We start from the raw sequence: 25,168 nt of genomic DNA on the forward strand, positions 1-25,168 counted from the left end.
TATTTTTATACAAGTCCTAAGGATTCCATGTACTTCGCGTCTTCGACTATTTTTGGATTCCCATCGTAGATAATTTCTCCATTCTTCAATCCAATGATTCTTGTTGCATATGCAATTTCGCTGAAAAGATGGGTTGCTATAACAATAGTTTTCCCCTTATTTTTCAATTCCTCTATCAGGTTTTTGAACTCCCTTCTTCCCTTTGCGTCCATATTCGCAGTAGGTTCATCGAGAAGTATGAACTCTGGAGAGTATGATAGTACCGTTGCTATGGATGCCCTTTTCTTCTCACCTTCGCTTAATTCGTAGGGATGTCTGTTGCGAAGGTGCCAAACATTCATTCTTTTCATAGCGTTCTCTACCATCTTTCTGTTGTATTTCTCCTTCAGATGTTTAGGGGCGAATGCCACATCATCAAATACCGTTGGTGAGAATAGTTGTACATCAGAATCCTGAAACACAATTCCAATTTTTTTACGTAATTCGGTATCTTTGGTAGCCTTATCATCTATTTCTTTTCCGAATATTGTTGCTTTCCCCTTGCTTGGTACGTATAGAGCTGCAAGAATGAGAAGTAAAGTACTTTTTCCAGCGCCATTCTCTCCTATTAGGTATAAAACCTCCCCCTTGCTTATGCGTATATTTATGTTATGAAGGATCTCTCCATTCCCATAGTTGAAACTCACATCTTCAAGTTTGGCAATCTCCATAGTAACCCTCCGTTTATGCTTATAAGAATGATCGCCAGAAAGATGAATATTAATAGGTAAGGCCAGTTAATTTCAAAGTTTCTATCTCTTGTATATGAATACTCTCCTGAAAATCCCCGTGCCTTCATAGAGAGAAATATTTTTTCTTCCATCTTGTAGGTTTTTATGAATAGATTACCTACAAGTGGGGCGTAAAGTTTCCAAGACTCTATGGATTTTTCTTTACCGATCACTCTGCTCTTTATTGATAGTAATGTGTCTTCTAGAATTCTTGTGAAGAAAAATATATATCTGAAGGTCAAGAATAGAATCATTATGAACGTATTGGGCAATTTAAGTGATTTTAGGGAATACATTATATCGTCCCATCTTGTGGTTTTCGTTACAAGTGCCACGGCAGTAACGGCTATCAAGGTTCTAACAGTTAGATAAAGTGCGGCCTTTATACCCTCTTGAGTTATTCTTAAAAAATAAAAACTCCATATTTGTGTCCCGGGAGTTATAAAAATCGCAGGGATGGCTATTATTCCGGTGAACAGGGGTATGAATAGCCATGTTTTGAACACGCTTCTTTCCAGTATCAAGCTTTCCATGATTAAGAATGATAACAATAAAAAGAGTGTAAATAGGGAGTGCATGACTAGCATAAGGATGATCACTATTATCATAGTCAGGATTTTGGTTTCAGCACTTATTTTGTTTAGTGGGGAGTTGGAACCGTTGAACTTTTCTATTGACTGTATGCTTTTAAGTGTTGCTTCCACGAATCTCACGGATTATCTCCCCCAGTTTTATAACTCCCAGAGTTACTGTTATAACCATGAATACGCCTACAAACGCTGAAATTATGTATCCAAAGGATGCCATCACCATAGAGTCCCATCCAGGCACATTGTAGTCCTGAAGCGGAGCTCCACCACTGTATTTCTGAGGTACCCATGTTTTGTTTCCTATTGTGACCTCACTCCACTCTCCCCATGCATCACCGTAGTTCCATGTTAGTAGTATGCCAATTGGAGATATTACACACAGAATCAGAATTATAAGCACAGCCTTTTTAAGCCACGACCGCATTTTTATCACCCTTCAAGGTGAGCTTTGGCAGGTTTAAGAGGTTAGGAGCTCGTTTTTTCATGTAATAAATAACTGTACCGGTTACAACTGCTTCGACGGGCCCAGCGGTGATCAAATGGGCCAAGAGCATCGCTGGTATTGAAACTGTAAATGGAAACGGGCAGTACCCGGGAGCAATGAACGGTTGTATTCCTAGTTCTAAACCAACCATAAAGGCGGCAGTATTTATTCCGATGTATCCCCCTATTGCTGCAGATAGGGCCATACTCCAAGCGTTTTTTTCTTTCATCATCCTCAGCAAGAGTCTGTACACATAGTATCCCACGAAGGGCATAACAACCCCCATGTTGAAGCAGTTGGCTGCATAGCTTGTTAGTCCCCCATCTCCGAAGAAAAATGCTTGTATCAGCAGGGCTACACTTATTGCAATCACAGATGCCCAGGGACCAAGAAGAATGGCAATCAAAACAGCTCCTACCATATGGGCAGTGGTTCCGTTTGGAACTGGCCAGTTAAACATCATCACAAGAAATGCGAAGGCGGAGAGCATTGATAGCATGGGCACACTTTTTTCGTTCAGTTTTTTTGCAGAGATTCTGAAGGCCGTGTACCATATTGGTATCATCACTATATAAAAGAACGCGCATGTGGCGGGTCCTAAATATCCATCCGGTATATGCATGGTATCACCTTTTTATTTTATAGTAACATTAATGGCATATTAATATTTAATTTTTGCTACGAAACATTGAAACTTTAATTTTATACCGATAAGTTTAAATTCTCCCATAGTAATGCGCCCATCTGGGGTGAAAATCTATGAATTCAAAGGAGGTTGTCATGAGGTGTGACTGTGATTGGAAAACATTTGTAAATATCGCTAAAAAGCCGGAATTTTTGCTTTATTATTTTCCATATTGTAAGGGTTGTGCTCTTAAGGATAATATAGTACATGTTGAATTTGATGTTAAAAAATTTATCTTTGATTTCAAGTTTGATTTTGACATAAAGGTTGAGATTTCTTATCCTTTCTTAAGATATGTAATGAAAGGAAAGAAGGGAACTTTAGTGATAGCGTTTAAAATGAACGAGAAGAAAAAAAATATGGTCATATATGTATCCTGGGAGGGTTTTGGCGAGAGATTGATGGATAGGCAACTGAAGGAATTTGCAGAGGGGATTCGAAACTCTCTCAGATACATCATTGATGAGTTCGTGCATACCAAGTTTTTAATAAAAGAGAAAAAGAGGGGTGGGATGAGGGTTACTGATATAGATCCTACCAAAATGCCCCCAATTGTTAAATATTTTTATACAACGGCAGACTCTCGAAGTTTTGTGATTTTGGGTGCGGGTGAAACCGGGGATTTTTTCAGGATATATATTAAGGATGGCGTGGTTGAAAAATGTAGGTATATTAAGGGCAATGAAAAATTTGAAATGAAAATAGATAAAGAGATCACGGAGCTAAACTGGGAGGATTTCAAGGATATGAAGCCTAGGGGAGATTATTTTATGAAAATAGAGGAATGATCAGGGTTCCACGGAGGTCAGGTGAAATCTTACATTTTTAACACCCTTCAGGCTATTTAATTTATCTGCTATTTCTTTTATAATGGTGGATTTACCATGTACTATGACCACCTCAAGGCAATTTCTCTCATCAATATGCACGTGAATTGCTGCCCTTATCTCCTCCACATAGTGGTGCTGTATGTGTGTTATCTTCTCGCTGATACCTCTTACCTCGTGGTCGTAAACTACACTTATTGTTCCAAATACCTCCTCTTCTCCCTTTGAAATGCTTTCGTCTATCAACGCGTTTCTTATCAAATCTCTAATTGCTTCGGAGCGTCCAACATACCCCTTTTGTGATATGTATTCATCAAATTTTTTGAGTAATTCATCATCGATTGACACGCCAAATCTTCTCAACATATTAATGGATATGCAAAAGGATATAAAATTATTTCTAGAGTGATATTCATTGCGCTTTTTCCACCTCCTATTTTAACGATATTCGCAAAATAAATTTTAATTTTTATTCATAAAAAAACGAAAAACATATATTTATAATTGCAATTATCTTACATGGTGATTAAATGATTGCATTCATAATCACAACAGTCGTTGCATTCGTTATATATCTCGTCCTAACGGCAGGTAGTGGCCATTTTATGATGTTCTGGGCGCCTTCTGAAATAGTTATGGGAATTTTCTTGAGTTTGATAGTAGGGGCAATCACAAAAAATTATCTATGCAAATCAGGAAATTACAGGATGTTGAATCCTGCAAGGTGGCTACTGTTCATAGTTTACGGAATAGGTCCATTTTTCTGGGCCATGGCCAAGGCAAATCTGGATGTGGCTTACAGGGTTATAACGGGAAAGATTAGACCTGGAATAGTTAAAATAGATCCAAAATTGAATACAGATTTTGCCGTTACTTTTCTTGCAAATTCAATAACTTTAACTCCCGGAACTCTGACCGTGGATGTTGATGATGACAATGTGCTTTATGTGCACTGGATAAACGTGCCGTATGGAGAGGAGAAAAAAGAATATGCGAGCATTGGGAAGGTATGCGGATCGTTTCCAAGATGGGCAAGGAGGGTTGCAGATGATTGATATATGGTTTTTAACAGGATTTGTAATTATCGTATGGATACTCCTGTCCCTACTGCGAGTAATTTTTGGTCCAACAGCGGCTGATAGGGTGGTTGCGCTTGATACGATAAACACGCTGATAGTTGCTGTTATGGTGGTTTTGTCCGTGGCATACAGGGAGCTTATCTATGTGGACATAGCCATCGTATACGCACTTCTATCCTTTGTTTCCACGCTCTACATTGCAAAATACCTGGAGGGGGGGATTTAAATGTGGACCTCTTATCTCATTTATGTTTTCATTGCGATAGGTTTGACCTTTAACGGGCTTGGAGTCGTAGGTCTTCTTCGTTTTCCCGACGTGTATACGAGATTGCATGCGGCAACGAAGGCAACCACATTTGGATCTATATTTACATCTCTTGGTGTGGTGACATGGGCTTTTACCCAGCTGTATTTGAGCGGAAACTCATGGAATTTGACCCTTGCACTCCACTCCCTAATTGCAATTGCTGCATTGCTTTTAACCAATCCTGTTGGTGCTCATGCCATTGCCCGCGCCGCATATAAAAGTGGAGTGAAACCGAAATATGCGGTTGTGGACCGGCTGGAGGTGGGGAAATGATGTTTGAAATTCTCATTCAGATTTTGATACTTGTGGGATTGGTAATTACTGCATATATATCCATCCATTTCAAGGACCTTCTAGCCTGTGCTGTTGCCCTTGGTGCATTTTCTTTTCTACTGTCTCTTGAATTCTACGTTCTTCAGGCTCCCGATGTGGCAATAGCAGAAGCGGGGATAGGTGCGGGCTTGACCACGGCGATTTTCATACTTGCCATAAGAGGAACATCCAGATGGGAGGTGGAAGGATGAGGAGAATTCTACTTTGCTTGGTGTTTGTCATTTTCTCTCTATCACTCCTATACGTGGCCATTAACCCAGCCGATTTCGGAATGCCAGGGGATGGGCATTTGGTGTTTGGAAAACCCAGGTTCGAGGACATGGATAATTATTTCCTCCACAATGGTCAGAATCAGACAGGGGCAAATAACATTGTTACAAGTATAGTTTTTGATTACAGAGGTTTTGATACATTGGGCGAAGCGTCTGTCCTGTTCACCGCAGTACTTGCTGTTGGAATGGTTCTAAGGGCTTTAAGGAGGGATGCCAAATGATGAGCAAAATTGTACGTACACAGGCCAATTTCCTTTATGTCTTTATTATGATATTCGGTTTTTACATAGTCGCTCATGGACATTTAACTCCTGGAGGCGGTTTTCAAGGTGGTGCGGTGATAGCCACCGGTATAGCTCTTATTGTGGTCTCTTATAACTATAATCAGATTAAAAAATGGATAAAAAAGACGCATTTGACCGCTGCAGAGGCGATAGGTTTACTTGCTTTCATAATCACAGCCTTTATGGGTATAGGGACCTCTTTCTTCTACAACTGGCTTGCGAATACGGGTTTTCTATTTGGAGATAGGGTTTCATATGGTCCAAATCCAGGATATCTGAATACTGCTGGTACATTGCCAATAATGAATCTTGCTGTTGGAATTGAGGTACTTGGAGGTCTAAGTGTGATAGTAATTTACTATTTACACTATCTTAAGGAGGTGGATAAAAATGCTGTTTAATATCGTTTATATAACTGTTGCTGTGATCATCATAACAGGGCTATATGCAGCGCTGTTCAAAAGGAATTTGATAAAAGTTGTTATTGGTTTGGATCTTATTGAAAGTGGTGTTAATCTCTTTCTGGTATCCTTGGGATATAAAAACGGAGGAATTGCTCCCATATTTACAAATGCCCCAAATACAAAAATGGTACTTCCTACACCTCAGGCCCTAACACTTACATCCATAGTGATCGGCGTGGCCACCACAGCTATGCTGCTTGCCTTTTGCGTGATAATTTACAGGCATTATGGGACCCTGGATGCGAGGAAGGTAAGGAGGTTGAAAGGATGATATGGGATGCTGTTGTGCAGAATTCTCCCGCCCTCATAATTGCAGTTCCAATGCTTGCAGCATTTATCACACCGGTCATATCCAGGTTCAGTGCTCGTTTAAGAAATGTATGGGTCCTATCAGCACTTATTTTTACAGAAATTTTGGTACTCCTGCTTCTCTATCAAGTCTACAATTTTGGTACTCAGGTATATGTGTTTGGAGCCTCTCCTTACAATCTGACAGTACCTCCTGACTCTGGAGGAATTCCGATAAGAATTATATTTGAAGTGGATTCAATGAGCATTTTTATGGCTTTCACCGCATCAACGGTTGCCTTGGCTGGAGCCATATACTCAACTTCCTGTGAGAAAGAGCAAACGGGACAGGATAAATATTACGCGCTTCTTCTTTTAATGACCGTGGGTATGCTTGGAATGATGCTAACAGGAGATCTTTTCAACTTCTTTGTTTTTCTCGAGATAAATTCCCTTGCTTCCGCGGCTCTGGTGGCATATCGTGTAGATAAAGGTATTGCCGTTGAGGCTGCGTTTAAATATGCCGTTGTGAGCACCCTGGGAGGTCTTATGGTCCTATTTGCCATAGGTTTACTCTATGGGCAGTACGACGCTCTAAATATAGCAATGGTTGCACATAGAATGCAGGCAACAGGCTTTACGGATTTGGATAAAATTGCCATGGCACTTTTAACGGTGAGCCTTGCAATGAAGGCAGGAGCGATACCCATGCATTTCTGGGTGCCTGACGGATATGGGAAATCTCCTGGAGCAATAACTGCCATGTTGGTTACGGCATCACAATCATCTCTTTATGGACTATTCAGAATGTGCTTTACTGTTTTCGGTCTTTCGGCCAATACATATACCCTTGGATGGTTTCTTATTGTGCTTGGAATCCTTAGCATGTTTGTTGGAGTAACCATGGCGCTTATACAGCACGATATAAAGAGGCTTATGGCTTATCATGCTATCTCTCAGACCGGATATATGCTCTTGGGTGTGGGAGTTGGTCTAGCCACACTGGGGACCGCAGCATTTCATCAATACGGTCTAGCAGCAATGGAAGGGGGAATTTTCCATATAATAAACCACGCCATGTACAAAGGGCTACTGTTTTTAACTGCTGGCGCTATAATTTACAGGGTAGGCACATCAGATTTGAATAAGATGGGTGGTTTGGGCCATACAATGAAGTACACGATGATATTCTTTATGATAGGAGCTCTTGCCATTGCTGGAATTCCTCCATTCAATGGTTTTGCGTCTAAACTTCTGATATACGAATCTGTTTACATGTTCAATCCGCTGCTCTCCATAATTGCAATGGTTGTGAGCATTCTCACTCTTGCATCCTTTGTAAAGGTTTTTCACTCGGCCTTTATGGGCCCTAAAGTGTATGATGTTAAGGAGGTTCCACGCCCCATGCTTATAGCCATGGGCATTTTGACGTTCTTCATCATACTATTCGGAATATCCCCAAACATTGCCATACATTATCTGGTTGCTCCTGCAGCGCATGCACTCTCTAATCCCGTTGGATACATAACACGTGTACTTGGAGGTGGGACGCCATGAATATGGATTTTCTCACTCCCTATGGCTATTGGGCCCCATTGCTCTGGCTCTTGGTGATTTTGATTGCACTGCTGATTTCCTATTTGATATGGATTAGAGGCAATCAGAGATGTAAGAGAGGAACCGATCAGACAAAGCCATTTCTCTCAGGATATGAACCTGAGTCATTTGGGAATTCAAGGGTTCAGGCTTCAAATATATACTGGGGTTTCATCACATCTCTCAAAAAATATTATGAAGTTTTAAGGAAAATGCATACGGGAGATGTTAGAGATTATATTGGCTGGTACATAGGAGTTCTTGCCGTGATGATTATACTGTACGCGTTGTGGGGTGGTGCCCCATGATTCCCACAAAGAGTTTTGATAGATCTCTCTGGGTTTTCCATGTAAACACTGGTTCCTGTAATGGATGTGACATAGAGATCCTTGCAGCACTGACGCCCAGATACGATGTGGAAAGGTTCGGTATTAAACTTGTGGGTTCTCCCAGGCATGCGGATGCTCTTCTGGTAACCGGACCTGTTACAAGAGATATGGAAGACAAACTAAAGAGAATATACGAGCAAGTTCCGGATCCAAAGGTTGTAATTGTAATTGGATCCTGCGGCATAAGCGGAGGCGTGTTTCACGAATCCTATAATCTAATTGGCCCTGTGGATAAGGTAATTCCTGTGGATGTCTACGTTCCAGGGTGCCCTCCCAGGCCAGAGGCTATAATAGACGGTGTGGTGAAGGCATGGCTTAAACTGGAGAGACTCAGGGGTGAGAGTAATGGACACTGAAAAATTTGTAAATATGATTGATGAAAGGTTTAATGCCAAGGTTGCAGTTAAAGAAATACCCTGCGGAACAAAGAAAATAAAGAGAACCAGCATATTTGTGGACATATCTACGGAGGATTTTATGAAATTTGTTAAGTTTCTTTTTGAAATTCAGGATCATCCTCATTTCGCTGTGATATCTGCCACGAATCTTGGCGAGAGCATCGAACTACTCTATCATTTCACAGTTGATTATGGGAAACAGCACCAGGAAAAAACCATATCCGTTAGGGTTGAACTACCAAAGAATGACTTAAAAATTCAAACTATTACTGAGTTAATTCCAGGCGCATTGATATCTGAAAGGGAGATTCATGAGATGGTTGGGGTGGAATTTTTGGGACTCAAGGATACAAGGCACTTCTTCCTTCCAGAAAACTGGCCAGGTGGGAAATATCCCTGGCGTAGAGATGAAACCTTCCCACAAGATATGCTGAACAAATTGTATGAAACCTGGAAGGAAGGTGATGCCGATGAGTGAGAACTCTTACACCATTCCCATTGGACCCCTCCATCCCGCTATTCATGAGCCCATAACCCTTAAGATAGAGGTGGAGGGTGAGAGAATAGTTGGTGTGGATGTTTTCTGCTCGCAGGTGCATCGCGGAATAGAGTGGATTGGAATGAACAGAAACAATGCCATACAGAGCATTTATCTTTCAGAGCGGGTTTGTGGAATATGCAACGTTTGCCATCCGCTCTGCATGGTGCAGGCTGTTGAGGATGCCATTGAACTCTATCCACCTGAGCGTGCAGATTATATAAGAACCATAGTTGCAGAACTTGAACGCATACATTCACATCTTCTCTGGGCAGGCGTGGCAGCCCATGAAATTGGATTTGATACAGTTTTTCATTACACTTGGGCCCTTAGAGAAAATGTGATGGACCTTATTGAGTATATCACGGGGAACCGTGTTACCAAGGCAATAATGATGATTGGAGGTGTTCGCAGGGATATCACAGAGGATGGTGCGAGGAAAATTAAGAATGGTATGAGGTTTTATCTTGAGAAGTTCTCCAAGATTAAAAACATGTATCTTAAGGACAGAACAATAAAGATGAGAACAAGGGATGTAGGGATTCTTACCAAAGATGATGCTCTCAAACTCTGCGCAGTTGGTCCTGTAGCCCGTGCTTCTGGAGTACCTAAGGATGTTCGCCAGGATTTTCCCTACGCAGCCTATGCTGATTATGGTGTAAAGGCTATGACTTCCAATATCTACAACGGAGAAGTACATGGAGATGTGTATGATCGTATAATAGTGCGCCTTTTAGAGGTGAAACAGAGTGTTGAGATTATAAACTGGGCCATTGAGAACATGCCCTCTGGACCAATCCTGGCAGAGAAGAATCTGGTAAAATTAAAAATGATGATTAAGAAGGCAGAGGGAGAGGGTATAGGCAGGGTTGAAGCACCCAGGGGAGAGGATATTCACTATGTGAGACTTGAGAAGAACAAAGAGCCATTCTTATCTTGGAAAATTAGGGCGCCTACCTATAACAATGTTCTGCCATGGAGTCCAATGCTTTTAGGTGCTCAGATAGCGGATGTGCCAATAGTTGCGGCAAGTACGGATCCATGTATGTCTTGTTTGAACAGAGTCACCGTTGTTAATGAGCGTGGAAAGGAGTATGAGATCACAAAGGAGTATATGCATGAATTAAGTGTTAAAAAGACGAGGAGGTTGATGCGCAATGCCCATTAACATAATAGAGGTGCTGTGGTACATAGTGGCTACTTGTGGCATTGCCCTTTTTGCCATACCCTTTGGATTGCTTACAAAGGGTATTGATAGAAAACTTGCAGCCCATATGCAGTGGAGAGTGGGTCCTCCTGTGTGGCAACCCTTCTGGGATGTGAAAAAATTACTGCAGAAAGAGAGCATAGTTCCGGATGATGCCATCTCATGGCTCTACAACTCAGCTCCAATAATCACCCTAGCCTCAACATTAGTTATTTTGCTCTATATACCATTGGGTCCATTCGGTCCAGTTCTTCAGGGCCATGGAGACGTTATACTTGTGCTCTACCTTCTTACTATTCCTTCCCTCGCGATGGTTGCAGGGGGCTTTGCATCGGCCTCTCCATTTGCCTCCATAGGTGCCCAGAGAGAAATGGTGCTTATGATGTCCTATGAGTTTCCAATGGCAGTAACTGTAATTGCCCTTGCTTGGAAAATAGCCTCGCTCTATCCTGGGGAGAGAGTATTTTCACTGGCTGTATTTGCAGAGCATCCTGTATGGAGTATAATGGGGCCATTGGGATGGATAGGTGCAGCGATTCTCCTTGGTGTTCTACTCTTGGTCACAACGGGAGAGATAACAAAGGTTCCATTTGATATTGCCGAGGCAGAAACTGAGATAGCGGAGGGTTTATTTGTGGAGTATTCTGGTAGAAATCTTGGCCTATTCTATCTTGCAGATGCTGTGAAAACAGTGGTTATGTCATCTCTCATAGTTGCCATATTCTTTCCTTACAATTTATCTCCATTGCTGAGCGGTTATGTTTCACTTCCCATGTGGGTATGGGGTGTTGTGGATTTCCTGTTTTTCCTTCTGAAATTGGAAATAGTGATCTTCTTTTGCATGACATTTGTACGAGTATCCGTTGCAAGATTCAAGGTGAATCAGGTAGTTAAAATTTACTGGGGATATCTCACGCTTGCATCGTTGATTGCTTTGGTTTTTATCGCTCTTGATGTGATGTTGTGAGGTGATGAAAATGATGTTTTTTGAGGTTTTAAAATTGTTATTCAAAAAGCCATTTACAAACAAGTTCCCTGCAAAGTACGCTCCCAAAAACACCAGCAAATTTATTGAAGGTGTACGGAGTAATGAGATAAAGATAAATCCTCCCGTCTCAACACCACCAAATTTCCGAGGAAAACTGGAGTACGATATCGATCAATGTGTTGGATGTGGACTTTGTGCCCAGGTATGTCCTTCCAAAGCCATAGAAATTGTTAGGGATAAAAAATGGATAATAATGCATTGTAAAGATGGAGCGAAACTGGCTGCACCTTTAAAAATAAAAATATATGTTTCCCGTTGCGTTTTTTGCGGTCAATGTGTCGAGATATGTCCCAGGAAATGCCTTAAGATGACCGAGGAATTCCTGTTGGCTGATGAGGATAAATTGTCCAAGAACCTGGTTGTTCCTGGAGATTAAATTCTTTCAACTATTTTTTTTAGTTCTTGGGCAAACTCTGAGTTTAGGAGTTGCTCAACATTGCCTATAATGTAATCTATGTTGGGTATTAACCTTATTTTTCCAAGATATCTTATGGAATGCTTCTTTGCCAATTCTTTGAGAAATTCTTTATCTCTGGCCATATTTTCTATTAAACCAAGCACTTTTACATTCTGTTCTTTCAGAACTTCAAGAACCTTATTTACAACGTTCAGTGCCAAGGGCGAAGGTGTACCAACGAGTATGAATTCACCTCTCCTCAGGAATCTGAGCAGATCTAAAAATTGATCACCCATTCCTGGTGGCATGTCAATTATTAGGAAATCCAATGGCCCCCACCTGGTTATTGCCATAAGTTCTACAAGTGCATCGCTTATTTCCATACCCCGAAGAGGTGTGGGTTTATCCTGAGAGTAAAACACAATGCTCATAAATTTTATTCCAGATACCTCTGAGGGAATTACTCCCTTTTCTTCCTCTGGAAGAGTGGAGGTATCTGCGTTCAGAATTACGTGGTCGCTTGCCCCATGGAAATCCAGATCCAGAAGGCCAACCCTGTAATTTTTCTCCCGCAGCAATAGGGCCAGGGTTGTTGAGATCATGGATTTTCCAACGCCACCCTTTCCACTGACCACTGGGATAATTCTCTTCACATCTTTTGTTCTTTCTTCTATTGCCCTAATTCTTGGGTCTATCATACTCATTCCTCCACAACTATCTCCCTTATGTAAACTCCCCTACCCTTAACAACTTCAAAATCCCTGCTTCCACAACTCGGACAGGCTAGGAACGCATGTACAACCTCAGGTACGAAGTGTATGTCCTCCCTTATTTCCTCATTCATATTGGAACTGACATCCTTTAATTTCCACACATATCCGCAATTTCTGCACTTAAATATTGCTTCTTCCTCCTCAAATCTGAATTCCGCTTCCTCTGCCATTGTCCCATTTTTCATTTCTTTCAACGCAAACTCTACGATTTCCTGCTCCACATCCTGCAACTCTCCAAGCACAATGGTAACTCTCTTTATTCTCTTTGCTCTGTGCTGCTCTGCAAATTCCAAGACCGTTTTCATTATTCCATCTGCAAGGGCCCACTCATGCATTTTTTCACCTCCTAACACACCCTCGGTACAGGATCGCCCATGGGCCTTTCAAGGAATCTTCTTCCTCCAATGCCCGTTTTCAGTATGACCTTTCCTGGAAAATCTTTGGTGACTCTGCCTATAATATTTGCATTTTTCCCATTTTTACATTTTTTCATCGCGTCCAGTGCATCCTGAGCAAACTTGGATGGCACAATCATCACAACCTTTCCCTCGTTGGCCATAATGTAAGGTGATATGCCCAGCATCTCTCCAGCTGCACGTACGGCAGGATCCATTGGAACGGCTCTCTCTTCTATTTCAATACCCACATTGGCTTTCATTGCCATCTCGTTAAGCGCTTCGCTCAAACCTCCGCGGGTTGGGTCCTTCATAGCGTGAATGTTTTCCCATCCTATTGCATTTGCCACGCTCTCTACAACATTCCAGATTGGAGATGTATCACTCTTCAATTTCGTTTCAAATTCTAAACCCTCTCTCTTACTCATTATTGCAAATCCATGCTCACCAATTCCTCCGTTTATGAGAACTGCGTCACCCACTCTTGCTCCGGAATCCCGCACGACATGCTCTGCAACTCCTATTCCCGCAGTTATGGCATATATGCCTATTTGATCTTCCACAACTTTTGTATCTCCTGTAATTATCGGTACGGGGACGCTGGTGGACACCATGTTCATTGATTTTAGGATTTTTTTAAGAGAGTCCTTTTCAAAGCCATTTTCAAGGATGAGAGAGACAGCAATCGCCATGGGTTTTGCCCCCATAACTGCGAGATCATTCACCGTTCCACTTATGGCCAGTTTTCCAAGATCACCTCCAGGAAAGAATACTGGCTGCACTGTATGGCCATCAATGGTGAAAACAATCTCTTGCGAGCCGAGAGAAATGGTTGCTCCATCATCCAAATCGTCCAAAGAGACGCTGCCTGCCTTTTTTAGAGAGAAGGTGGATAGAATCACATCTCTTATCAACTTGTCCATCAACTCTCCACCTGCTCCCTCCATTAAGGTTATCCTACTCAATTTCATCCCTCCTTAAATTTCCATTCAGGTACAATCCACCCAAGTAAGCCTGTCCCGCACTTATACCGTTATCACCCCGGGGAATGTTCTTGGTTACCAGGAATTTTAGGTTTGAATTCTCTACAATCCTTCTCATCGTGGATATTATGATCTGATTATATGCAACTCCACCTGAAACTCCAATACTTTTTATACCCATCTCTTCTGCTTGTCTTATGGCTTCCCTGGCAAATGCTCTGCCAATGGCTGTTTGAACACTGTATGCTGCATCCTCACCTGGTAAATCGAGAATCTGTGGGATAATGGTGTGGAGTTTTATCTCCCCATCCACCTCTACCTCAATGTTCATGTCTTTACCCCCCATTGCAAAGCTTTCAAGTTTCATTGCGGGTTCTCCCTCATAGGTTCTCCTGTATGCCAGATTTAAAAGTACAGAGATTGCATCTAGAAATCTACCGGTGGATGATGTTTCGGGGGTGTTTATTCTTTTTTCAATCTGGTGAAATACGATGTTAAATTCTTCCTTGTGCTTGAAGGTATCAATGGCCTTGGGGCATGTCTTTTGAATTATATTTTCTATTTCCTCAGGTTTGTATATCTTGGAAAGCAGTCCAATTAGTGATCTCAGTGGGTAATAGGCTGCTAAATCTCCTCCAGGAATTGGGTAATAGGAAATGTGTGCAAGCCTCTTTATGTTACTTTGGGTGATTGAAAATATCTCACCACCCCAGATCTTTCCATCCGAACCATAACCAACCGCATCAATTGCAATTCCTATCATCTCCTCAACGCCGTATTCAAGCATTACTGATGCAATGTGTGCCTTATGGTGCTGCACTCTAAGCAGCTCAACATTTTCCTTTTCTGATAGATCCTTCCCAAATCTTGAGGTGTGATAAAGAGGATGTGAGTCTACAACGATTAGTTCTGGGGAGTCAAGTGAGATGAGTTTTCTCAGTTTCTCAATGGACTCCTTCATGAATTCCAGAACTTCCACCTTTGATGTATTTCCTATGTATTGGCTGGGATATACCTTCCCGTTTTTTATTATGGAGACCGAATTCATCAGCTCAGCCCCAAGCGCAATCCCGTTGTACCTGTAGCAACTTCCAACCGGAAGGGGTACGAATCCGCGGGAGCGCCGTATGATTGCTCTCTTTCCATCAACAAATCTTACAACGCTATCATCAACTCTGTTCACAATTTTTCGGTTGTGTATGAGAAAGTAATCTACCACATCTCTTATCTCCACAATCCTTTCATTATCCTTTACCATAGGAAAATCCGGATAATTGGCAGAAGTCATAACGTACACCGGGGTTTTTGAATAATGAAACATTATATGGTGTACAGGGGCATAGGGGAGCATAACTCCAATCGTGTGAAGTCCAGGAGACAGGGAATCGGGTAACGGAAAAGGTCTCCTTTTCCTGAGCAATATAATTGGACGACGATAACTTCTCATTTCCTCAAATTCATTTTTACTCACTATGGCAAAACTCTTTATTACCGCCATATCCTTTGCCATTATTGCAAATGGTTGCTGGGGTCTTCTCACCCTCTTCCTCAGAGTTTCTATGACTTCGTCATCATTAGCATTGCACGCTATGTGAAATCCTCCTATTCCCTTGATGGCGATTATTTGCCCCTCATCAATCAATCTGGATGCATTTTTAAGGGGATCACCTTTTAGTTTATTTCCATCCCTATCCACCAGAGTATAATTTGGACCACAGGCTGGACAGCACACAGGTTCCGCGTGATATCTCCTGTCCATAGGGTTTTCGTATTCCTCTTTGCACTCCTTGCACATGGGAAATTCGCTCATGGATGTATTTTCTCTATCATATGGAAGTGATTCAATTATTGAAAATCTTGGCCCGCAATTGGTGCAAACTATAAATGGGTACAGGTACCTTCTATCTGTCGGATCAAAAAGTTCTTTAAGGCAATCCTCGCATATTGCAATATCCGGCGGAATGATTGAATCACCACCTTGCTTTTCAGAGGAGCTATTTTGTATGGTGAATGTATTAAAACCCTTTGGGGATATGGTTTTCACCTCTATCTTCTCTACCCTTGCAAGAGGTGGCGCCTTTAACTTCAACTGATTTATGAAATTTTCAATATCATTCCCGGCACCTTCAACAACAATCTCCACCCCAGCATCCCCCAAATTTTTTACATATCCCTTTAGAGAATTTTCATTTGCGAGTCTGTAAACAAAGGGACGAAATCCTACGCCTTGAACAATGCCATTTACACTTATTTTCACACATTTCATGGGCTCACCCGAAAAGAGAGCCATACTTGTAAAATATCTGACATGTGCCTTCGTAGGAAACCATGCATGGACCCACAGGCGAGGATGAGGTGCAAACCTTTCCAAATAATGGGCATTCGTCGGGTAGTATGAGCCCTCTCAGCACCTCCCCGCATCTGCACCCCCTTTCAAGGTCTTCCATTTCCGGGATATCCACATCCAACTGGGTTCTTATCTCCATGTCCTCATATTCTTTTCTCAGAACAAGACCACTTTTTGGAATTGTTCCTAGAGCCCTCCACTTTGCGTCTTGTGTTGAGAAGAACTTTTTTATGGCTTTCTGAGCAGTTAAGTTTCCGGCATAATTTACAACCCTTGTGTACTCATTTTCTATTGCTACACGTTCCTCATTGAGCATTTTAAGAAGCATAAGAACTGATAATAGGATATCCTCTGGTTCAAATCCGGAGATTACCTGGGGTATGCCGTATCTATCCGTTATGTGCTTCCACCCGATAATTCCTATAATGGCAGATACATGCCCTGGGGTGATAAGTCCATCAAATTTTGACCCCTGTTTCAGAAGATATTCAACGGCGGGAGGTGTGAGACGATGTACCGAGTATATTTTGAAATTTTCAATATTTTTGTCCCATACTTCTTGGATTATGCCTGCAGTTGGGGCTGTGGTGGTTTCAAATCCGGGCGAGAAATGAACCACCATTTTGTCTGTTTTGAGTGCCATTTTGTAGGCGTCGTGAATTGAATAGACTATTCTAACGTCGTGGCCCACTGCACGGAAATCTGCAAAACTACCGATTGGGGTTGGAATTCGGTACATATCACCAAAGGTTGTTATTATTATCTCTTTTCTTTTTGCAATTTCCATCATACGTACTATATCTTCAACGGGCGTAATGCATACGGGACACCCTGGTCCCGCGAAAATTCTTACATTCTTCGGTAGAAGGGTTCTTATTCCTCCACGATTTATGGTATCCTCGTGGGTACCACAGACATCCATGAATCTGACCTCTCTGCCTATTTTTGATGCCTCTTTTTTTATTTTATCAATGATAGTATTGATCTTCACTCTCATCCCCCAGTATGAATTCCCAAGCATCTATGCTTTTTAAAGCCTCATCTTTTTTCAATTTTTCAATGGCAAATCCTGTGTGAACTATCACATAATCTCCTATTCTAACGTCAGGAACGAAATCTATACGGGCCTCTTTTTTTATTCCACCATAATCCACAATGGCCACATTTCCCTCGATTTTTACAATCTTTCCAGGTATGGCAAGACACATCGCTACTATATCGCATTTTGCCTAATAAATGTTGCGATAGTCGTTTTTTAAATTTTAAATTTCGTAAAAATGGTGGAAAATTACTTTTCATCAGTGGGCAAATGCTTAAATGAAAATATGCAAGAAGATTGGATTATCAATGTGATGTAAAGTGAATTGATTTTGAGAAATATTTATATTTTTAAAACTAATATCGTATTTAATAAGCAATAAAATGGAATAATTAATTACAAGAATCGAAGCAGATGGAAAAATTATCGTTTATGTTGATGAGGAAGGTATCATAGATATTGTGAACCAGGCCCATGAAAAGATGAGACGGGAAGTAAAATATAAAAAGAAAATCACAATGATTTTATCAAATTCAAATTTTCGCTTTGAAGTATTTTAATTAACTGATCTGCACCTCTCCTCACTTCAGTGCTAAGCTGAACTCCGAACTCCATTGTTTTAGGCTGTATCCCTATGAGAATGCTATTTCCTACGAAATCATTAATGTAAGTTAGAAAGAATGAAAGCGGCATACCATGGGTGCTGAATGCCACATTTGGAATTTTCTCGATAGGTACTAAGCGAAACTCTCCGGGAGATAATCCCATCAACGCAGCATCCACCAGTACCAAAGTTTCAGGCTTAATCCTCTTTATCTCACCTGTGAAATCCTCCGGTACCTGACCTGCTATTATCACATACCAATCATCCCTGTGAAAATTCCTAGCCACGTAAATTCCTACAGCGTCGTCTCCCCTGAGTTCGTTGCCCACACCCATAAGGATTTTCATCCACTCACCTCAAAAGTCCTTGGACTATGAAGTCCGTGGCCTCCTCCTCTGAAAGTCCTCTGCATAGGAGGGTTATTATCTGCTTTTTATCAACCCGACCTATTGCAGCCTCATGAGTAAGTTTTGCAGTAGGATTCTGGACGTTTACTATTGGATAAGCCATGGCTGTGGCCTCATCCATTAATATCTCTGTGCAGTCTATGTGCCCTCTGGATTCGATTCCGAGTCCCGTTATTTCAGAGTTCACCACACTTTTTGATCTTTCAGTCAGCACATTTCTCGTTTTTACTATCCCCCTTGATTCACAACCCTCCAGTGTTATTTTTTCGTTTAGAACTATGTAATCATCCTTCTTTCCAAGTATCTTGGCAATAACATTTGCTGAAGATTCCGTACCCACATGAATGTCTGTGGATGAGTTTAATTTACCGGCCCTTCCATGTGTGACAGTGAAACTCAGATCGAATTTTGATTTTATACCCGTATTCACGTGTACTTTGGAATCTATTTTTATGTCCCCTTCCTGAGAATGAATATGATTTTCCTCGTATTTTACCAGTGCCCCATGTCCTATTTGAAACTGGATATTTGATTTGTGAACAACCTTTTCTGCATTTGGAAATACGCAATGGGAAATAAAGTGCACCTTTGAATTATCCTTTACGGTTATCCTTGCATTGACACTCTGCTTTCCAGTTTTGTTCAGTATTGCAAAGCAGATATGTACGGGTCTTTCAAGGCTTTTTTCAACCAGGATATCTATAACTGTATGGTCCTCCAATTCTTCTGTATTTATGATTATGCCATCTGCCAGTTTCATTTTAATAAGTTTGTTTTTGTGTATGAGCAATCTTGGGGTATTTTCATCCGTTATCCCAGCGTATCTTGATAGATTATCAAGAACATTCGTTCTCATCACCCCTGTTCATATTTTCAAAAAATCTTTTCACAAGTTTGGGGTCCCCGGATTTTATTATCTTTCCGTTACTGAGCACATGGGCCATATCTCCCAGGTTTACAAGTTCTTTGTTATGAGTTATCAGAATCACCGTTGCTCCATTTTTCTTCAGGGTATACACCGCCTCTTCAATTTTTCCATAGGAAAGCATATCTATACCACTATCTGGTTCATCAAGTATTGCTACTCTGGGTTTCATAAGTAAAACTGATGCGAGTTCTATTCTCTTTCTCTCACCACCGCTTAGGGTATCGTCCATTCTCTTTTTCAGGATCTCAATTGGAAGTCCAACGAGATTTAGGGTGGAAAACAACGAATTTAGGCTTTTTTCTTTTGATGAGATCAGCAGGTAGTCCTTTATAATTATACCCTCAAATCTTGCCGGCTCCTGAAAACAGAGTGTTATGCCCAGTTTGGCACGCTCAGCGATGCCCATATGATCTATTCTTCTTCCATCCAATTCTATTTTTCCCGTAGTGGGGTATATTCCCATGATTCCTCCTGCAAGCGTGCTCTTTCCCGAACCATTAATTCCAAGTATCACATGAATCTCGGAATCTTTAAACTCAATATTTATCCCTTTTATTATCTCCATGTCTCCACGATACACTCTTAGATTTTTCACCAAAAGCATGTACAGGGTTTTATGAAGCAACTTATTAAAATTTTTCTCCACATATCTGTGTATCGTATTTGGGATTAAAAAATAAAACAAAATAAAAACGAATTATGGAAATAAAATGAAGAAAAATTTAAATTTAATGTTGTAATATCGTATAACGATGGGAAAGAGAATTCTCATAGCAAAGGTGGGCTTAGACGGTCACGATCGTGGAGCCAAGGTGGTTGCAAGGGCATTAAAGAACGCAGGATATGAGGTGATTTATACTGGAATCAGGCAGAGTCCTGAGCAGGTTGTGGCCACTGCAATACAGGAAGATGTTGATCTTATAGGTTTAAGCTGTCTATCCGGTGCGCATCTTCAACTTTTCAGGCGTGTTATTGAGTTGATGAAAGAGAAGGGTGTGGATATCCCCGTTTTTTGTGGTGGTACGATACCTCCAGATGACGTGGATGCTCTGAAGAAGATGGGAATCAAAGAGGTTTTTGGACCAGGTACATCTCTTAAGTTTATAGTTGAGAAGGTGGGAGAATGGGTGAAGTAAGTGAGATTCTGGAAAGGGTGAGGTCTGGGGATAGAGTTGCACTTTCAAAATTAATAACAATGATGGAGAAGGATGCGGATCTTAGGAAGGAAGTGATAGGAAAGATATATGGGTGTCCGGTGAAGGGTAAGATCATATGCTTCACAGGTCCTCCGGGAGTGGGAAAGAGCACATTAATAGATCATGTTATTTCCCTCCTGGTTGAAAGGGGTAAGAAGGTTGGAGTGATCCTTGTTGATCCAAGATCCCCCTACACCGGTGGAGCGATACTGGGCGACAGAATAAGAATGCAGAGACACGCAACAAACCCAAATGTCTTCATTAGAAGCATAAGTTGTGCAGATAATCCGGAGGGCATATCGAGGTCTGTTAAGGATATTCTCAAGATTCTCGCCCTTGCAGGAATGAATTACATAATTGTGGAAACCGTGGGCACGGGGCAGATTGCAGTGGAGGTATCGTACATCTGCCATACCACTGTGCTGGTTCTCATGCCAAATATGGGTGACGACATACAGATGATGAAGGCAGGGATAATTGAGAGTGCGGATATATATGTCATTAACAAGTGTGATATAAACGGAGCGGATCTTACGGAGGCTTATTTGAGGGATAACGTGGAACCCAGAAATGGGTGGAAGCCACCAATAGTGAGAACAATAGGGTATAACAGGGCTACTGTGATACCACTTCTTGATAAGATTGAGGAGCACTTGAGTATGGAGAATCCAATGTATGTTGATAAGATAAGGGGATTGCTTAGAACTATGTTTCTGGACCATGTGGATGATCTTGCAATTGAATTCCTCAATGGAAACGAGTCCTTTGATGCCTATGTGAAGAAGGTGGCAGAATGCCAGTGTGATTATTATAGTGCAGTAGAGAATCTTTATGAAATCTTTAAAAAGGAGGTGCTCTGCAATGATAAAGAAGATTGATCATGTTGCAATAGCGGTTAAAAATTTGGAAGAGGGCGTGAAAATATGGAAGGATATGGGGTTTGAAGTGGAATATGAGAATGTGGATGAGCAGGGAGTAAGGGTTGGGATAATCCATCTTGGCAATGCTAGAATAGAGGTTCTGGAGCCAATTAAAGATAATTCTCCAATCAATAAGTTTTTAGAGAAAAGGGGCGAAGGGTTACATCATCTTGCCGTTGAGGTGGAAAACATTGAAAAATCTCTGAAATCTTTAAAAGAGATGGGATACAGGCTTATTGATGAAGAGCCCAGGCTCGGAGCAGAAGGTAAGAAAATAGCATTTGTTCACCCCAAGAGCACCAGATTTCTTCTTGAACTGGTGGAGGGATAAGTGTGAATGTGGAAAAAATAATCAGGGAAAGGGAGCGTTGGGAAAGTACAACTCTAAAAAAATTCCTTGAGAAGAGGAATGAGTGGAAAAAATTTGTGCTGGATTTTGATGTTGGGATTGATAGGCTATACACACCGGTAAATCTTAAGGATTGGGACTATCTCGAAAAATTGGGATTTCCTGGAGAGTATCCCTTCACCAGGGGCGTTTATCCCACAATGTACCGTGGTCGGCTGTGGACAATGAGGCAATATGCGGGTTTCGGAACCGCGGAGGAGACAAACAAAAGGTACAAGTTTCTGCTGGAGCAGGGACAAACGGGACTCAGTGTGGCATTTGATCTCCCCACTCAAGTGGGATACGATTCCGATGATCCCATGGCTTTGGGGGAAGTGGGCAAGGTGGGTGTTGCCATAGATACCATTGAGGATATGCGAATCCTGTTTGATGGGATACCGCTGGACAAAATAAGCACATCAATGACCATAAATTCCACGGCGGCAATACTTTTAAGCATGTATCAAATTGTTGGGGAGGAAAACGGCATCTCTCCCGGTATATTGAGGGGAACAATTCAGAATGATATACTTAAGGAATACATAGCCAGAGGCACATATATATTTCCACCTCAACCATCAATGCGCATGGTGGCGGATACCATTGTATACTGTGCTGAAAAAATACCAAAGTGGAATCCCATAAGCATCTCAGGGTATCACATTCGCGAGGCTGGAAGCACTGCGGTTCAGGAGGTGGCATTCACAATAGGTGATGGTATCGAGTATGTTCGATGGATTACCCGTAGAGGTGTGGATGTTGATAAGTTTGCTCCCCGCCTTTCCTTCTTCTTTGCAGCGCACAATAATTTCTTTGAAGAGATTGCCAAGTTCAGAGCCGCCAGAAGGATATGGGCAAAGGTTATGCGTGAAAGGTTTGGCGCGAAAAATCCCAAGTCAATGATGATGCGTTTTCACACCCAAACCGGAGGTTCCACCCTTACTGCCCAGCAGCCCTTTAACAACATAGTTCGTGTGGCAATTCAGGCACTTGCTGCTGTTCTCGGAGGGACTCAGAGTTTACATACAAATTCCTATGATGAGGCACTAGCACTACCAACCCGCAAATCTGTGGAAATTGCCTTGCGTACGCAGCAGATTATAGCGTATGAAAGTGGCGTGGTGGATACCATCGATCCAATGGGCGGTTCCTACTATGTTGAATGGCTTACGGATACGATTGAGGAGGAAGTGTGGAAATATCTGGATAGGATTGAAGAAATGGGTGGAATGACCAGAGCCATAGAGGTCGGATATGTGCAGAAGGAGATAGCAGATTCAGCCTACCGGATGCAGATGGATATTGAAAATGGAGACCGTATTGTAGTGGGTGTTAATAGATTTGTAGATGAAAAAGAGGAGGTGAGTATCGAGATAATGAGGGTTTGTGAAGAAATGTGTATGAGGCAAATAGAGCGACTTCGTAGGTTTAGGGTGAACAGGGATAGCAGTAGGGTAGAAAGGGCTTTAAATGAACTAAGCAGGATTGCGGAGATGGAAGAATCCAACGAAACCAATATTGTGCCATATATTTATCAATGTGTGAAGAGCAATGCCACCCTTGGTGAGATTGTATCCGCACTCAAGGAAGTGTACGGAGAGTACCGTGCTCCAACGGTGATATGATGCGCAAGTATAATATACTTGGAGCATTTACTATCGTCGAAACTCGTTAAACCGATTGACGGAAGTGAGGGATTATTATGCTAGAAGAAAAAAGAAAAAAAGCCATGCAGGGTGGCGGAGAAGAGCGCATAAGAAAACAGCATGAAAAGGGTAAACTCACGGCCAGAGAGAGAATAGAGAAACTCCTTGATCCCGGAACATTTGTTGAGATAGGAATGTTTGCCCAGTCTCGTGCCACTGATTTTGGAATGGACAAAAAGAGGGTACTGGGAGACGGAGTTGTCACAGGCTATGGTACCATAAATGGAAAACTTGTATTTGTGTACGCTCAGGATTTCACAGTTCTCGGTGGCTCCTTGGGAGAGATGCATGCTCAGAAAATAACCACGATCATGGATCTGGCGTTGAAAAACGGAGCACCGATAATTGGCATAAACGATTCAGGGGGAGCAAGGATTCAGGAGGGTGTCGATTCTCTTAAGGGATATGGAGAGATATTCTTCAGGAACACCATGGCCAGTGGAGTTGTGCCGCAGATTGCGGTGATAATGGGTCCAAGTGCAGGTGGTGCGGTATACTCACCGGCGATAATGGATTTTGTAATAATGGTGGACAAGACGGCTCACATGTTCATAACTGGACCTCAGGTAATAAAGGCTGTCACTGGGGAAGATGTTGATTTCGAGACCCTTGGTGGTGCTCTTGTGCACAATCAGAAGAGTGGAAACGCTCATCTTTTTGCCAGAAACGAAGATGAGGCCCTTAACATGGTGAAGATTCTCCTCAGTTATCTGCCTTCAAATAACATGGAAGACCCTCCAGAGGTGGATGTTGGTGATCCTCCAGACAGGATCGAGTACTCTCTGGACAGGATCATACCTGAGGATCCAAAGAGGTCCTACGATGTGAAGGATGTTATAGATCTCATTGTGGATCGGGGTACATTCTTTGAAATACATCCCTTCTTTGCGGAGAACATTGTTGTGGGATTTGCCAGGATGGCGGGCAAGACAGTTGGAATAGTTGCAAATCAACCGAAGGTGTTTGCAGGGGTTCTTGATATAAATGCAAGTGATAAGGCGGCGAGGTTCATAAGATTCTGTGACGCATTCAACATACCAATCATTACCCTTGTTGATGTGCCCGGATACATGCCCGGTGTGGAGCAGGAGCATGGCGGTATAATCAGGCATGGTGCTAAATTGCTTTACGCGTACAGTGAGGCAACTGTGCCCAAAATAACAGTGATAATGCGGAAGGCATATGGAGGAGCCTACATAGGTATGGGCTCAAAGCATCTTCGCACGGATGTGGTTTATGCGTGGCCCACCGCCGAGATTGCGGTTATGGGTCCTGAGGGTGCGGTGAACATAGTGTTCAGAAGGGAGATAAACAGTGCGGAGAACCCAGATAAAAAAAGGCAAGAGCTCATAAAAGAGTACAGGGATAAATTTGCCAACCCCTATGTGGCCGCATCCCGCTTGTACGTGGACGATGTAATATACCCCCATGAGACCAGACCGAGGATTATTCAGGCGCTCAGAATGCTGGAGAACAAGATGGAAGATAGACCCTCAAAGAAGCACGGGAACATACCTCTGTAGGTG

34 protein-coding genes are annotated in these 25,168 nt (G+C 42.0%); 20 read left to right on the forward strand and 14 right to left on the reverse strand.

What is annotated here, in order from left to right:
• Nucleotides 1–5 precede the first annotated feature (5 nt).
• From ACIM339_RS05580 to cbiM, 4 genes are read right to left on the reverse strand one after another with little or no spacing between them, the layout of a single operon-like run.
• The gene (locus ACIM339_RS05580) at nt 6–710 is read right to left on the reverse strand and encodes an energy-coupling factor ABC transporter ATP-binding protein (protein WP_015283637.1); all 705 of its coding nucleotides are present in this window, start codon (nt 708–710) and stop codon (nt 6–8) included.
• A complete protein-coding gene (gene cbiQ, locus ACIM339_RS05585) occupies nt 683–1,483 on the reverse strand; it encodes a cobalt ECF transporter T component CbiQ (protein WP_015283638.1) in 801 nt (266 codons plus the stop codon). Before cbiQ ends, ACIM339_RS05580 begins: the two co-directional genes overlap by 28 nt.
• On the reverse strand, nt 1,458–1,784 hold the full coding sequence (locus ACIM339_RS05590) for a hypothetical protein (protein WP_015283639.1): 327 nt from the start codon (nt 1,782–1,784) through the stop codon (nt 1,458–1,460). Before ACIM339_RS05590 ends, cbiQ begins: the two co-directional genes overlap by 26 nt.
• Nucleotides 1,768–2,466 (reverse strand): cobalt transporter CbiM, encoded by a 699-nt coding sequence (cbiM, locus tag ACIM339_RS05595; protein ID WP_015283640.1) that lies wholly within the window; start codon nt 2,464–2,466, stop codon nt 1,768–1,770. The genes ACIM339_RS05590 and cbiM overlap by 17 nt, the downstream gene beginning before the upstream one ends.
• 137 nt (nt 2,467–2,603) lie before the next feature.
• Between cbiM and ACIM339_RS05600 the strand changes: the two genes are divergently transcribed.
• A complete protein-coding gene (locus ACIM339_RS05600) occupies nt 2,604–3,317 on the forward strand; it encodes a hypothetical protein (protein WP_048103829.1) in 714 nt (237 codons plus the stop codon).
• On the opposite strand, the gene nikR is transcribed toward ACIM339_RS05600, so the two are convergent.
• Nucleotides 3,318–3,722: a nickel-responsive transcriptional regulator NikR gene (gene nikR / locus ACIM339_RS05605; RefSeq protein ID WP_015283642.1), complete on the reverse strand. Its 405-nt coding sequence runs from the start codon at nt 3,720–3,722 to the stop codon at nt 3,318–3,320.
• A 164-nt stretch (nt 3,723–3,886) separates the two neighbouring features.
• Here nikR and ACIM339_RS05610 point away from each other — a divergent pair, with 164 nt between their 5' ends.
• From ACIM339_RS05610 to ACIM339_RS05675, 14 genes are read left to right on the forward strand one after another with little or no spacing between them, the layout of a single operon-like run.
• On the forward strand, nt 3,887–4,411 hold the full coding sequence (locus ACIM339_RS05610; protein ID WP_015283643.1) for a Na+/H+ antiporter subunit E: 525 nt from the start codon (nt 3,887–3,889) through the stop codon (nt 4,409–4,411).
• Nucleotides 4,404–4,661: a cation:proton antiporter gene (locus tag ACIM339_RS05615; protein WP_015283644.1), complete on the forward strand. Its 258-nt coding sequence runs from the start codon at nt 4,404–4,406 to the stop codon at nt 4,659–4,661. The genes ACIM339_RS05610 and ACIM339_RS05615 overlap by 8 nt, the downstream gene beginning before the upstream one ends.
• A complete protein-coding gene (gene mnhG, locus ACIM339_RS05620; protein ID WP_015283645.1) occupies nt 4,662–5,015 on the forward strand; it encodes a monovalent cation/H(+) antiporter subunit G in 354 nt (117 codons plus the stop codon).
• Nucleotides 5,012–5,266, forward strand: coding sequence for a DUF4040 domain-containing protein (locus tag ACIM339_RS05625; RefSeq protein ID WP_015283646.1), 255 nt, complete (start codon nt 5,012–5,014; stop codon nt 5,264–5,266). Before mnhG ends, ACIM339_RS05625 begins: the two co-directional genes overlap by 4 nt.
• Nucleotides 5,263–5,568, forward strand: a complete 306-nt coding sequence (mbhE, locus tag ACIM339_RS05630) for a hydrogen gas-evolving membrane-bound hydrogenase subunit E (protein WP_015283647.1) — start codon at nt 5,263–5,265, stop codon at nt 5,566–5,568. The genes ACIM339_RS05625 and mbhE overlap by 4 nt, the downstream gene beginning before the upstream one ends.
• Nucleotides 5,565–6,032 carry a Na(+)/H(+) antiporter subunit B gene (locus ACIM339_RS05635; RefSeq protein WP_015283648.1) on the forward strand — a complete coding sequence of 156 codons (468 nt, stop codon included), beginning with the start codon at nt 5,565–5,567 and terminating at the stop codon, nt 6,030–6,032. Before mbhE ends, ACIM339_RS05635 begins: the two co-directional genes overlap by 4 nt.
• On the forward strand, nt 6,022–6,366 hold the full coding sequence (locus ACIM339_RS05640) for a sodium:proton antiporter (RefSeq protein ID WP_015283649.1): 345 nt from the start codon (nt 6,022–6,024) through the stop codon (nt 6,364–6,366). Before ACIM339_RS05635 ends, ACIM339_RS05640 begins: the two co-directional genes overlap by 11 nt.
• Complete coding sequence (locus ACIM339_RS05645) at nt 6,363–7,940, forward strand: proton-conducting transporter membrane subunit (RefSeq protein WP_015283650.1); 1,578 nt, start codon at nt 6,363–6,365, stop codon at nt 7,938–7,940. Before ACIM339_RS05640 ends, ACIM339_RS05645 begins: the two co-directional genes overlap by 4 nt.
• Complete coding sequence (locus tag ACIM339_RS05650; RefSeq protein WP_015283651.1) at nt 7,937–8,287, forward strand: hypothetical protein; 351 nt, start codon at nt 7,937–7,939, stop codon at nt 8,285–8,287. The genes ACIM339_RS05645 and ACIM339_RS05650 overlap by 4 nt, the downstream gene beginning before the upstream one ends.
• The gene (locus tag ACIM339_RS05655) at nt 8,284–8,724 is read left to right on the forward strand and encodes an NADH-quinone oxidoreductase subunit B family protein (protein ID WP_015283652.1); all 441 of its coding nucleotides are present in this window, start codon (nt 8,284–8,286) and stop codon (nt 8,722–8,724) included. The genes ACIM339_RS05650 and ACIM339_RS05655 overlap by 4 nt, the downstream gene beginning before the upstream one ends.
• Nucleotides 8,714–9,244, forward strand: a complete 531-nt coding sequence (locus tag ACIM339_RS05660; protein WP_015283653.1) for an NADH-quinone oxidoreductase subunit C — start codon at nt 8,714–8,716, stop codon at nt 9,242–9,244. The genes ACIM339_RS05655 and ACIM339_RS05660 overlap by 11 nt, the downstream gene beginning before the upstream one ends.
• Entirely contained in the window at nt 9,237–10,472 is a 1,236-nt protein-coding gene (locus ACIM339_RS05665; RefSeq protein ID WP_015283654.1) for a nickel-dependent hydrogenase large subunit, read from the forward strand. The genes ACIM339_RS05660 and ACIM339_RS05665 overlap by 8 nt, the downstream gene beginning before the upstream one ends.
• Entirely contained in the window at nt 10,462–11,478 is a 1,017-nt protein-coding gene (locus ACIM339_RS05670; protein WP_015283655.1) for a respiratory chain complex I subunit 1 family protein, read from the forward strand. The genes ACIM339_RS05665 and ACIM339_RS05670 overlap by 11 nt, the downstream gene beginning before the upstream one ends.
• 10 nt (nt 11,479–11,488) lie before the next feature.
• A complete protein-coding gene (locus tag ACIM339_RS05675; RefSeq protein WP_015283656.1) occupies nt 11,489–11,935 on the forward strand; it encodes a 4Fe-4S binding protein in 447 nt (148 codons plus the stop codon).
• Here ACIM339_RS05675 and ACIM339_RS05680 read toward each other — a convergent pair.
• From ACIM339_RS05680 to ACIM339_RS05720, 9 genes are all read right to left on the reverse strand, one after another.
• A complete protein-coding gene (locus ACIM339_RS05680) occupies nt 11,932–12,654 on the reverse strand; it encodes an Mrp/NBP35 family ATP-binding protein (protein ID WP_015283657.1) in 723 nt (240 codons plus the stop codon). The two genes, ACIM339_RS05675 and ACIM339_RS05680, sit on opposite strands and share 4 nt — an antisense overlap.
• A gap of 2 nt (nt 12,655–12,656) precedes the next feature.
• The gene (hypA, locus tag ACIM339_RS05685; protein WP_015283658.1) at nt 12,657–13,064 is read right to left on the reverse strand and encodes a hydrogenase nickel incorporation protein HypA; all 408 of its coding nucleotides are present in this window, start codon (nt 13,062–13,064) and stop codon (nt 12,657–12,659) included.
• 11 nt (nt 13,065–13,075) lie between these two features.
• Complete coding sequence (gene hypE, locus ACIM339_RS05690; protein WP_162007692.1) at nt 13,076–14,095, reverse strand: hydrogenase expression/formation protein HypE; 1,020 nt, start codon at nt 14,093–14,095, stop codon at nt 13,076–13,078.
• A complete protein-coding gene (gene hypF / locus ACIM339_RS05695) occupies nt 14,082–16,373 on the reverse strand; it encodes a carbamoyltransferase HypF (protein ID WP_015283660.1) in 2,292 nt (763 codons plus the stop codon). Before hypF ends, hypE begins: the two co-directional genes overlap by 14 nt.
• A gap of 4 nt (nt 16,374–16,377) precedes the next feature.
• Entirely contained in the window at nt 16,378–17,475 is a 1,098-nt protein-coding gene (gene hypD, locus ACIM339_RS05700; RefSeq protein ID WP_015283661.1) for a hydrogenase formation protein HypD, read from the reverse strand.
• Nucleotides 17,423–17,662 carry a HypC/HybG/HupF family hydrogenase formation chaperone gene (locus tag ACIM339_RS05705; protein WP_015283662.1) on the reverse strand — a complete coding sequence of 80 codons (240 nt, stop codon included), beginning with the start codon at nt 17,660–17,662 and terminating at the stop codon, nt 17,423–17,425. Before ACIM339_RS05705 ends, hypD begins: the two co-directional genes overlap by 53 nt.
• A 344-nt stretch (nt 17,663–18,006) precedes the next feature.
• Nucleotides 18,007–18,444, reverse strand: coding sequence for a hydrogenase maturation peptidase HycI (gene hycI, locus ACIM339_RS05710; protein ID WP_015283663.1), 438 nt, complete (start codon nt 18,442–18,444; stop codon nt 18,007–18,009).
• A 4-nt stretch (nt 18,445–18,448) separates the two neighbouring features.
• Nucleotides 18,449–19,360: a SufD family Fe-S cluster assembly protein gene (locus ACIM339_RS05715; protein ID WP_015283664.1), complete on the reverse strand. Its 912-nt coding sequence runs from the start codon at nt 19,358–19,360 to the stop codon at nt 18,449–18,451.
• On the reverse strand, nt 19,341–20,036 hold the full coding sequence (locus ACIM339_RS05720) for an ATP-binding cassette domain-containing protein (protein ID WP_015283665.1): 696 nt from the start codon (nt 20,034–20,036) through the stop codon (nt 19,341–19,343). The genes ACIM339_RS05715 and ACIM339_RS05720 overlap by 20 nt, the downstream gene beginning before the upstream one ends.
• A 148-nt stretch (nt 20,037–20,184) precedes the next feature.
• Between ACIM339_RS05720 and ACIM339_RS05725 the strand changes: the two genes are divergently transcribed.
• The 5 genes from ACIM339_RS05725 to ACIM339_RS05745 all read left to right on the forward strand — a co-directional run bounded on the left by ACIM339_RS05725 (nt 20,185) and on the right by ACIM339_RS05745 (nt 25,165).
• Nucleotides 20,185–20,568, forward strand: a complete 384-nt coding sequence (locus ACIM339_RS05725) for a cobalamin B12-binding domain-containing protein (RefSeq protein WP_015283666.1) — start codon at nt 20,185–20,187, stop codon at nt 20,566–20,568.
• Nucleotides 20,556–21,506, forward strand: a complete 951-nt coding sequence (gene meaB, locus ACIM339_RS05730) for a methylmalonyl Co-A mutase-associated GTPase MeaB (RefSeq protein WP_015283667.1) — start codon at nt 20,556–20,558, stop codon at nt 21,504–21,506. The genes ACIM339_RS05725 and meaB overlap by 13 nt, the downstream gene beginning before the upstream one ends.
• Nucleotides 21,490–21,879 (forward strand): methylmalonyl-CoA epimerase, encoded by a 390-nt coding sequence (mce, locus tag ACIM339_RS05735; protein WP_015283668.1) that lies wholly within the window; start codon nt 21,490–21,492, stop codon nt 21,877–21,879. The genes meaB and mce overlap by 17 nt, the downstream gene beginning before the upstream one ends.
• Before the next feature lie 2 nt (nt 21,880–21,881).
• Complete coding sequence (locus ACIM339_RS05740) at nt 21,882–23,561, forward strand: methylmalonyl-CoA mutase (protein WP_015283669.1); 1,680 nt, start codon at nt 21,882–21,884, stop codon at nt 23,559–23,561.
• Nucleotides 23,562–23,638: 77 nt separating this feature from the next.
• Entirely contained in the window at nt 23,639–25,165 is a 1,527-nt protein-coding gene (locus tag ACIM339_RS05745) for an acyl-CoA carboxylase subunit beta (protein ID WP_015283670.1), read from the forward strand.
• The last annotated feature ends 3 nt before the right edge of the window (nt 25,166–25,168 follow it).

Source organism: Aciduliprofundum sp. MAR08-339 (assembly GCF_000327505.1).
Classification (GTDB): domain Archaea; phylum Thermoplasmatota; class Thermoplasmata; order Thermoplasmatales; family Aciduliprofundaceae; genus Aciduliprofundum.

Coding starts and splice junctions, on each gene's coding strand:
- ACIM339_RS05580 (WP_015283637.1), bottom strand. CDS start 710: ATGGAGATTGCCAAACTTGAAGATGTGAGTTTCAACTATGGGAATGGA.
- ACIM339_RS05590 (WP_015283639.1), bottom strand. CDS start 1,784: ATGCGGTCGTGGCTTAAAAAGGCTGTGCTTATAATTCTGATTCTGTGT.
- cbiM (WP_015283640.1), bottom strand. CDS start 2,466: ATGCATATACCGGATGGATATTTAGGACCCGCCACATGCGCGTTCTTT.
- ACIM339_RS05600 (WP_048103829.1), top strand. CDS start 2,604: ATGAATTCAAAGGAGGTTGTCATGAGGTGTGACTGTGATTGGAAAACA.
- nikR (WP_015283642.1), bottom strand. CDS start 3,722: ATGTTGAGAAGATTTGGCGTGTCAATCGATGATGAATTACTCAAAAAA.
- ACIM339_RS05610 (WP_015283643.1), top strand. CDS start 3,887: ATGATTGCATTCATAATCACAACAGTCGTTGCATTCGTTATATATCTC.
- ACIM339_RS05615 (WP_015283644.1), top strand. CDS start 4,404: ATGATTGATATATGGTTTTTAACAGGATTTGTAATTATCGTATGGATA.
- mnhG (WP_015283645.1), top strand. CDS start 4,662: ATGTGGACCTCTTATCTCATTTATGTTTTCATTGCGATAGGTTTGACC.
- ACIM339_RS05625 (WP_015283646.1), top strand. CDS start 5,012: ATGATGTTTGAAATTCTCATTCAGATTTTGATACTTGTGGGATTGGTA.
- mbhE (WP_015283647.1), top strand. CDS start 5,263: ATGAGGAGAATTCTACTTTGCTTGGTGTTTGTCATTTTCTCTCTATCA.
- ACIM339_RS05635 (WP_015283648.1), top strand. CDS start 5,565: ATGATGAGCAAAATTGTACGTACACAGGCCAATTTCCTTTATGTCTTT.
- ACIM339_RS05640 (WP_015283649.1), top strand. CDS start 6,022: ATGCTGTTTAATATCGTTTATATAACTGTTGCTGTGATCATCATAACA.
- ACIM339_RS05645 (WP_015283650.1), top strand. CDS start 6,363: ATGATATGGGATGCTGTTGTGCAGAATTCTCCCGCCCTCATAATTGCA.
- ACIM339_RS05650 (WP_015283651.1), top strand. CDS start 7,937: ATGAATATGGATTTTCTCACTCCCTATGGCTATTGGGCCCCATTGCTC.
- ACIM339_RS05655 (WP_015283652.1), top strand. CDS start 8,284: ATGATTCCCACAAAGAGTTTTGATAGATCTCTCTGGGTTTTCCATGTA.
- ACIM339_RS05660 (WP_015283653.1), top strand. CDS start 8,714: ATGGACACTGAAAAATTTGTAAATATGATTGATGAAAGGTTTAATGCC.
- ACIM339_RS05665 (WP_015283654.1), top strand. CDS start 9,237: ATGAGTGAGAACTCTTACACCATTCCCATTGGACCCCTCCATCCCGCT.
- ACIM339_RS05670 (WP_015283655.1), top strand. CDS start 10,462: ATGCCCATTAACATAATAGAGGTGCTGTGGTACATAGTGGCTACTTGT.
- ACIM339_RS05675 (WP_015283656.1), top strand. CDS start 11,489: ATGATGTTTTTTGAGGTTTTAAAATTGTTATTCAAAAAGCCATTTACA.
- ACIM339_RS05680 (WP_015283657.1), bottom strand. CDS start 12,654: ATGATAGACCCAAGAATTAGGGCAATAGAAGAAAGAACAAAAGATGTG.
- hypA (WP_015283658.1), bottom strand. CDS start 13,064: ATGCATGAGTGGGCCCTTGCAGATGGAATAATGAAAACGGTCTTGGAA.
- hypE (WP_162007692.1), bottom strand. CDS start 14,095: ATGAAATTGAGTAGGATAACCTTAATGGAGGGAGCAGGTGGAGAGTTG.
- hypF (WP_015283660.1), bottom strand. CDS start 16,373: ATGAAATGTGTGAAAATAAGTGTAAATGGCATTGTTCAAGGCGTAGGA.
- hypD (WP_015283661.1), bottom strand. CDS start 17,475: ATGCTTGGGAATTCATACTGGGGGATGAGAGTGAAGATCAATACTATC.
- ACIM339_RS05705 (WP_015283662.1), bottom strand. CDS start 17,662: ATGTGTCTTGCCATACCTGGAAAGATTGTAAAAATCGAGGGAAATGTG.
- hycI (WP_015283663.1), bottom strand. CDS start 18,444: ATGAAAATCCTTATGGGTGTGGGCAACGAACTCAGGGGAGACGACGCT.
- ACIM339_RS05715 (WP_015283664.1), bottom strand. CDS start 19,360: ATGAGAACGAATGTTCTTGATAATCTATCAAGATACGCTGGGATAACG.
- ACIM339_RS05720 (WP_015283665.1), bottom strand. CDS start 20,036: ATGCTTTTGGTGAAAAATCTAAGAGTGTATCGTGGAGACATGGAGATA.
- ACIM339_RS05725 (WP_015283666.1), top strand. CDS start 20,185: ATGGGAAAGAGAATTCTCATAGCAAAGGTGGGCTTAGACGGTCACGAT.
- meaB (WP_015283667.1), top strand. CDS start 20,556: ATGGGTGAAGTAAGTGAGATTCTGGAAAGGGTGAGGTCTGGGGATAGA.
- mce (WP_015283668.1), top strand. CDS start 21,490: ATGATAAAGAAGATTGATCATGTTGCAATAGCGGTTAAAAATTTGGAA.
- ACIM339_RS05745 (WP_015283670.1), top strand. CDS start 23,639: ATGCTAGAAGAAAAAAGAAAAAAAGCCATGCAGGGTGGCGGAGAAGAG.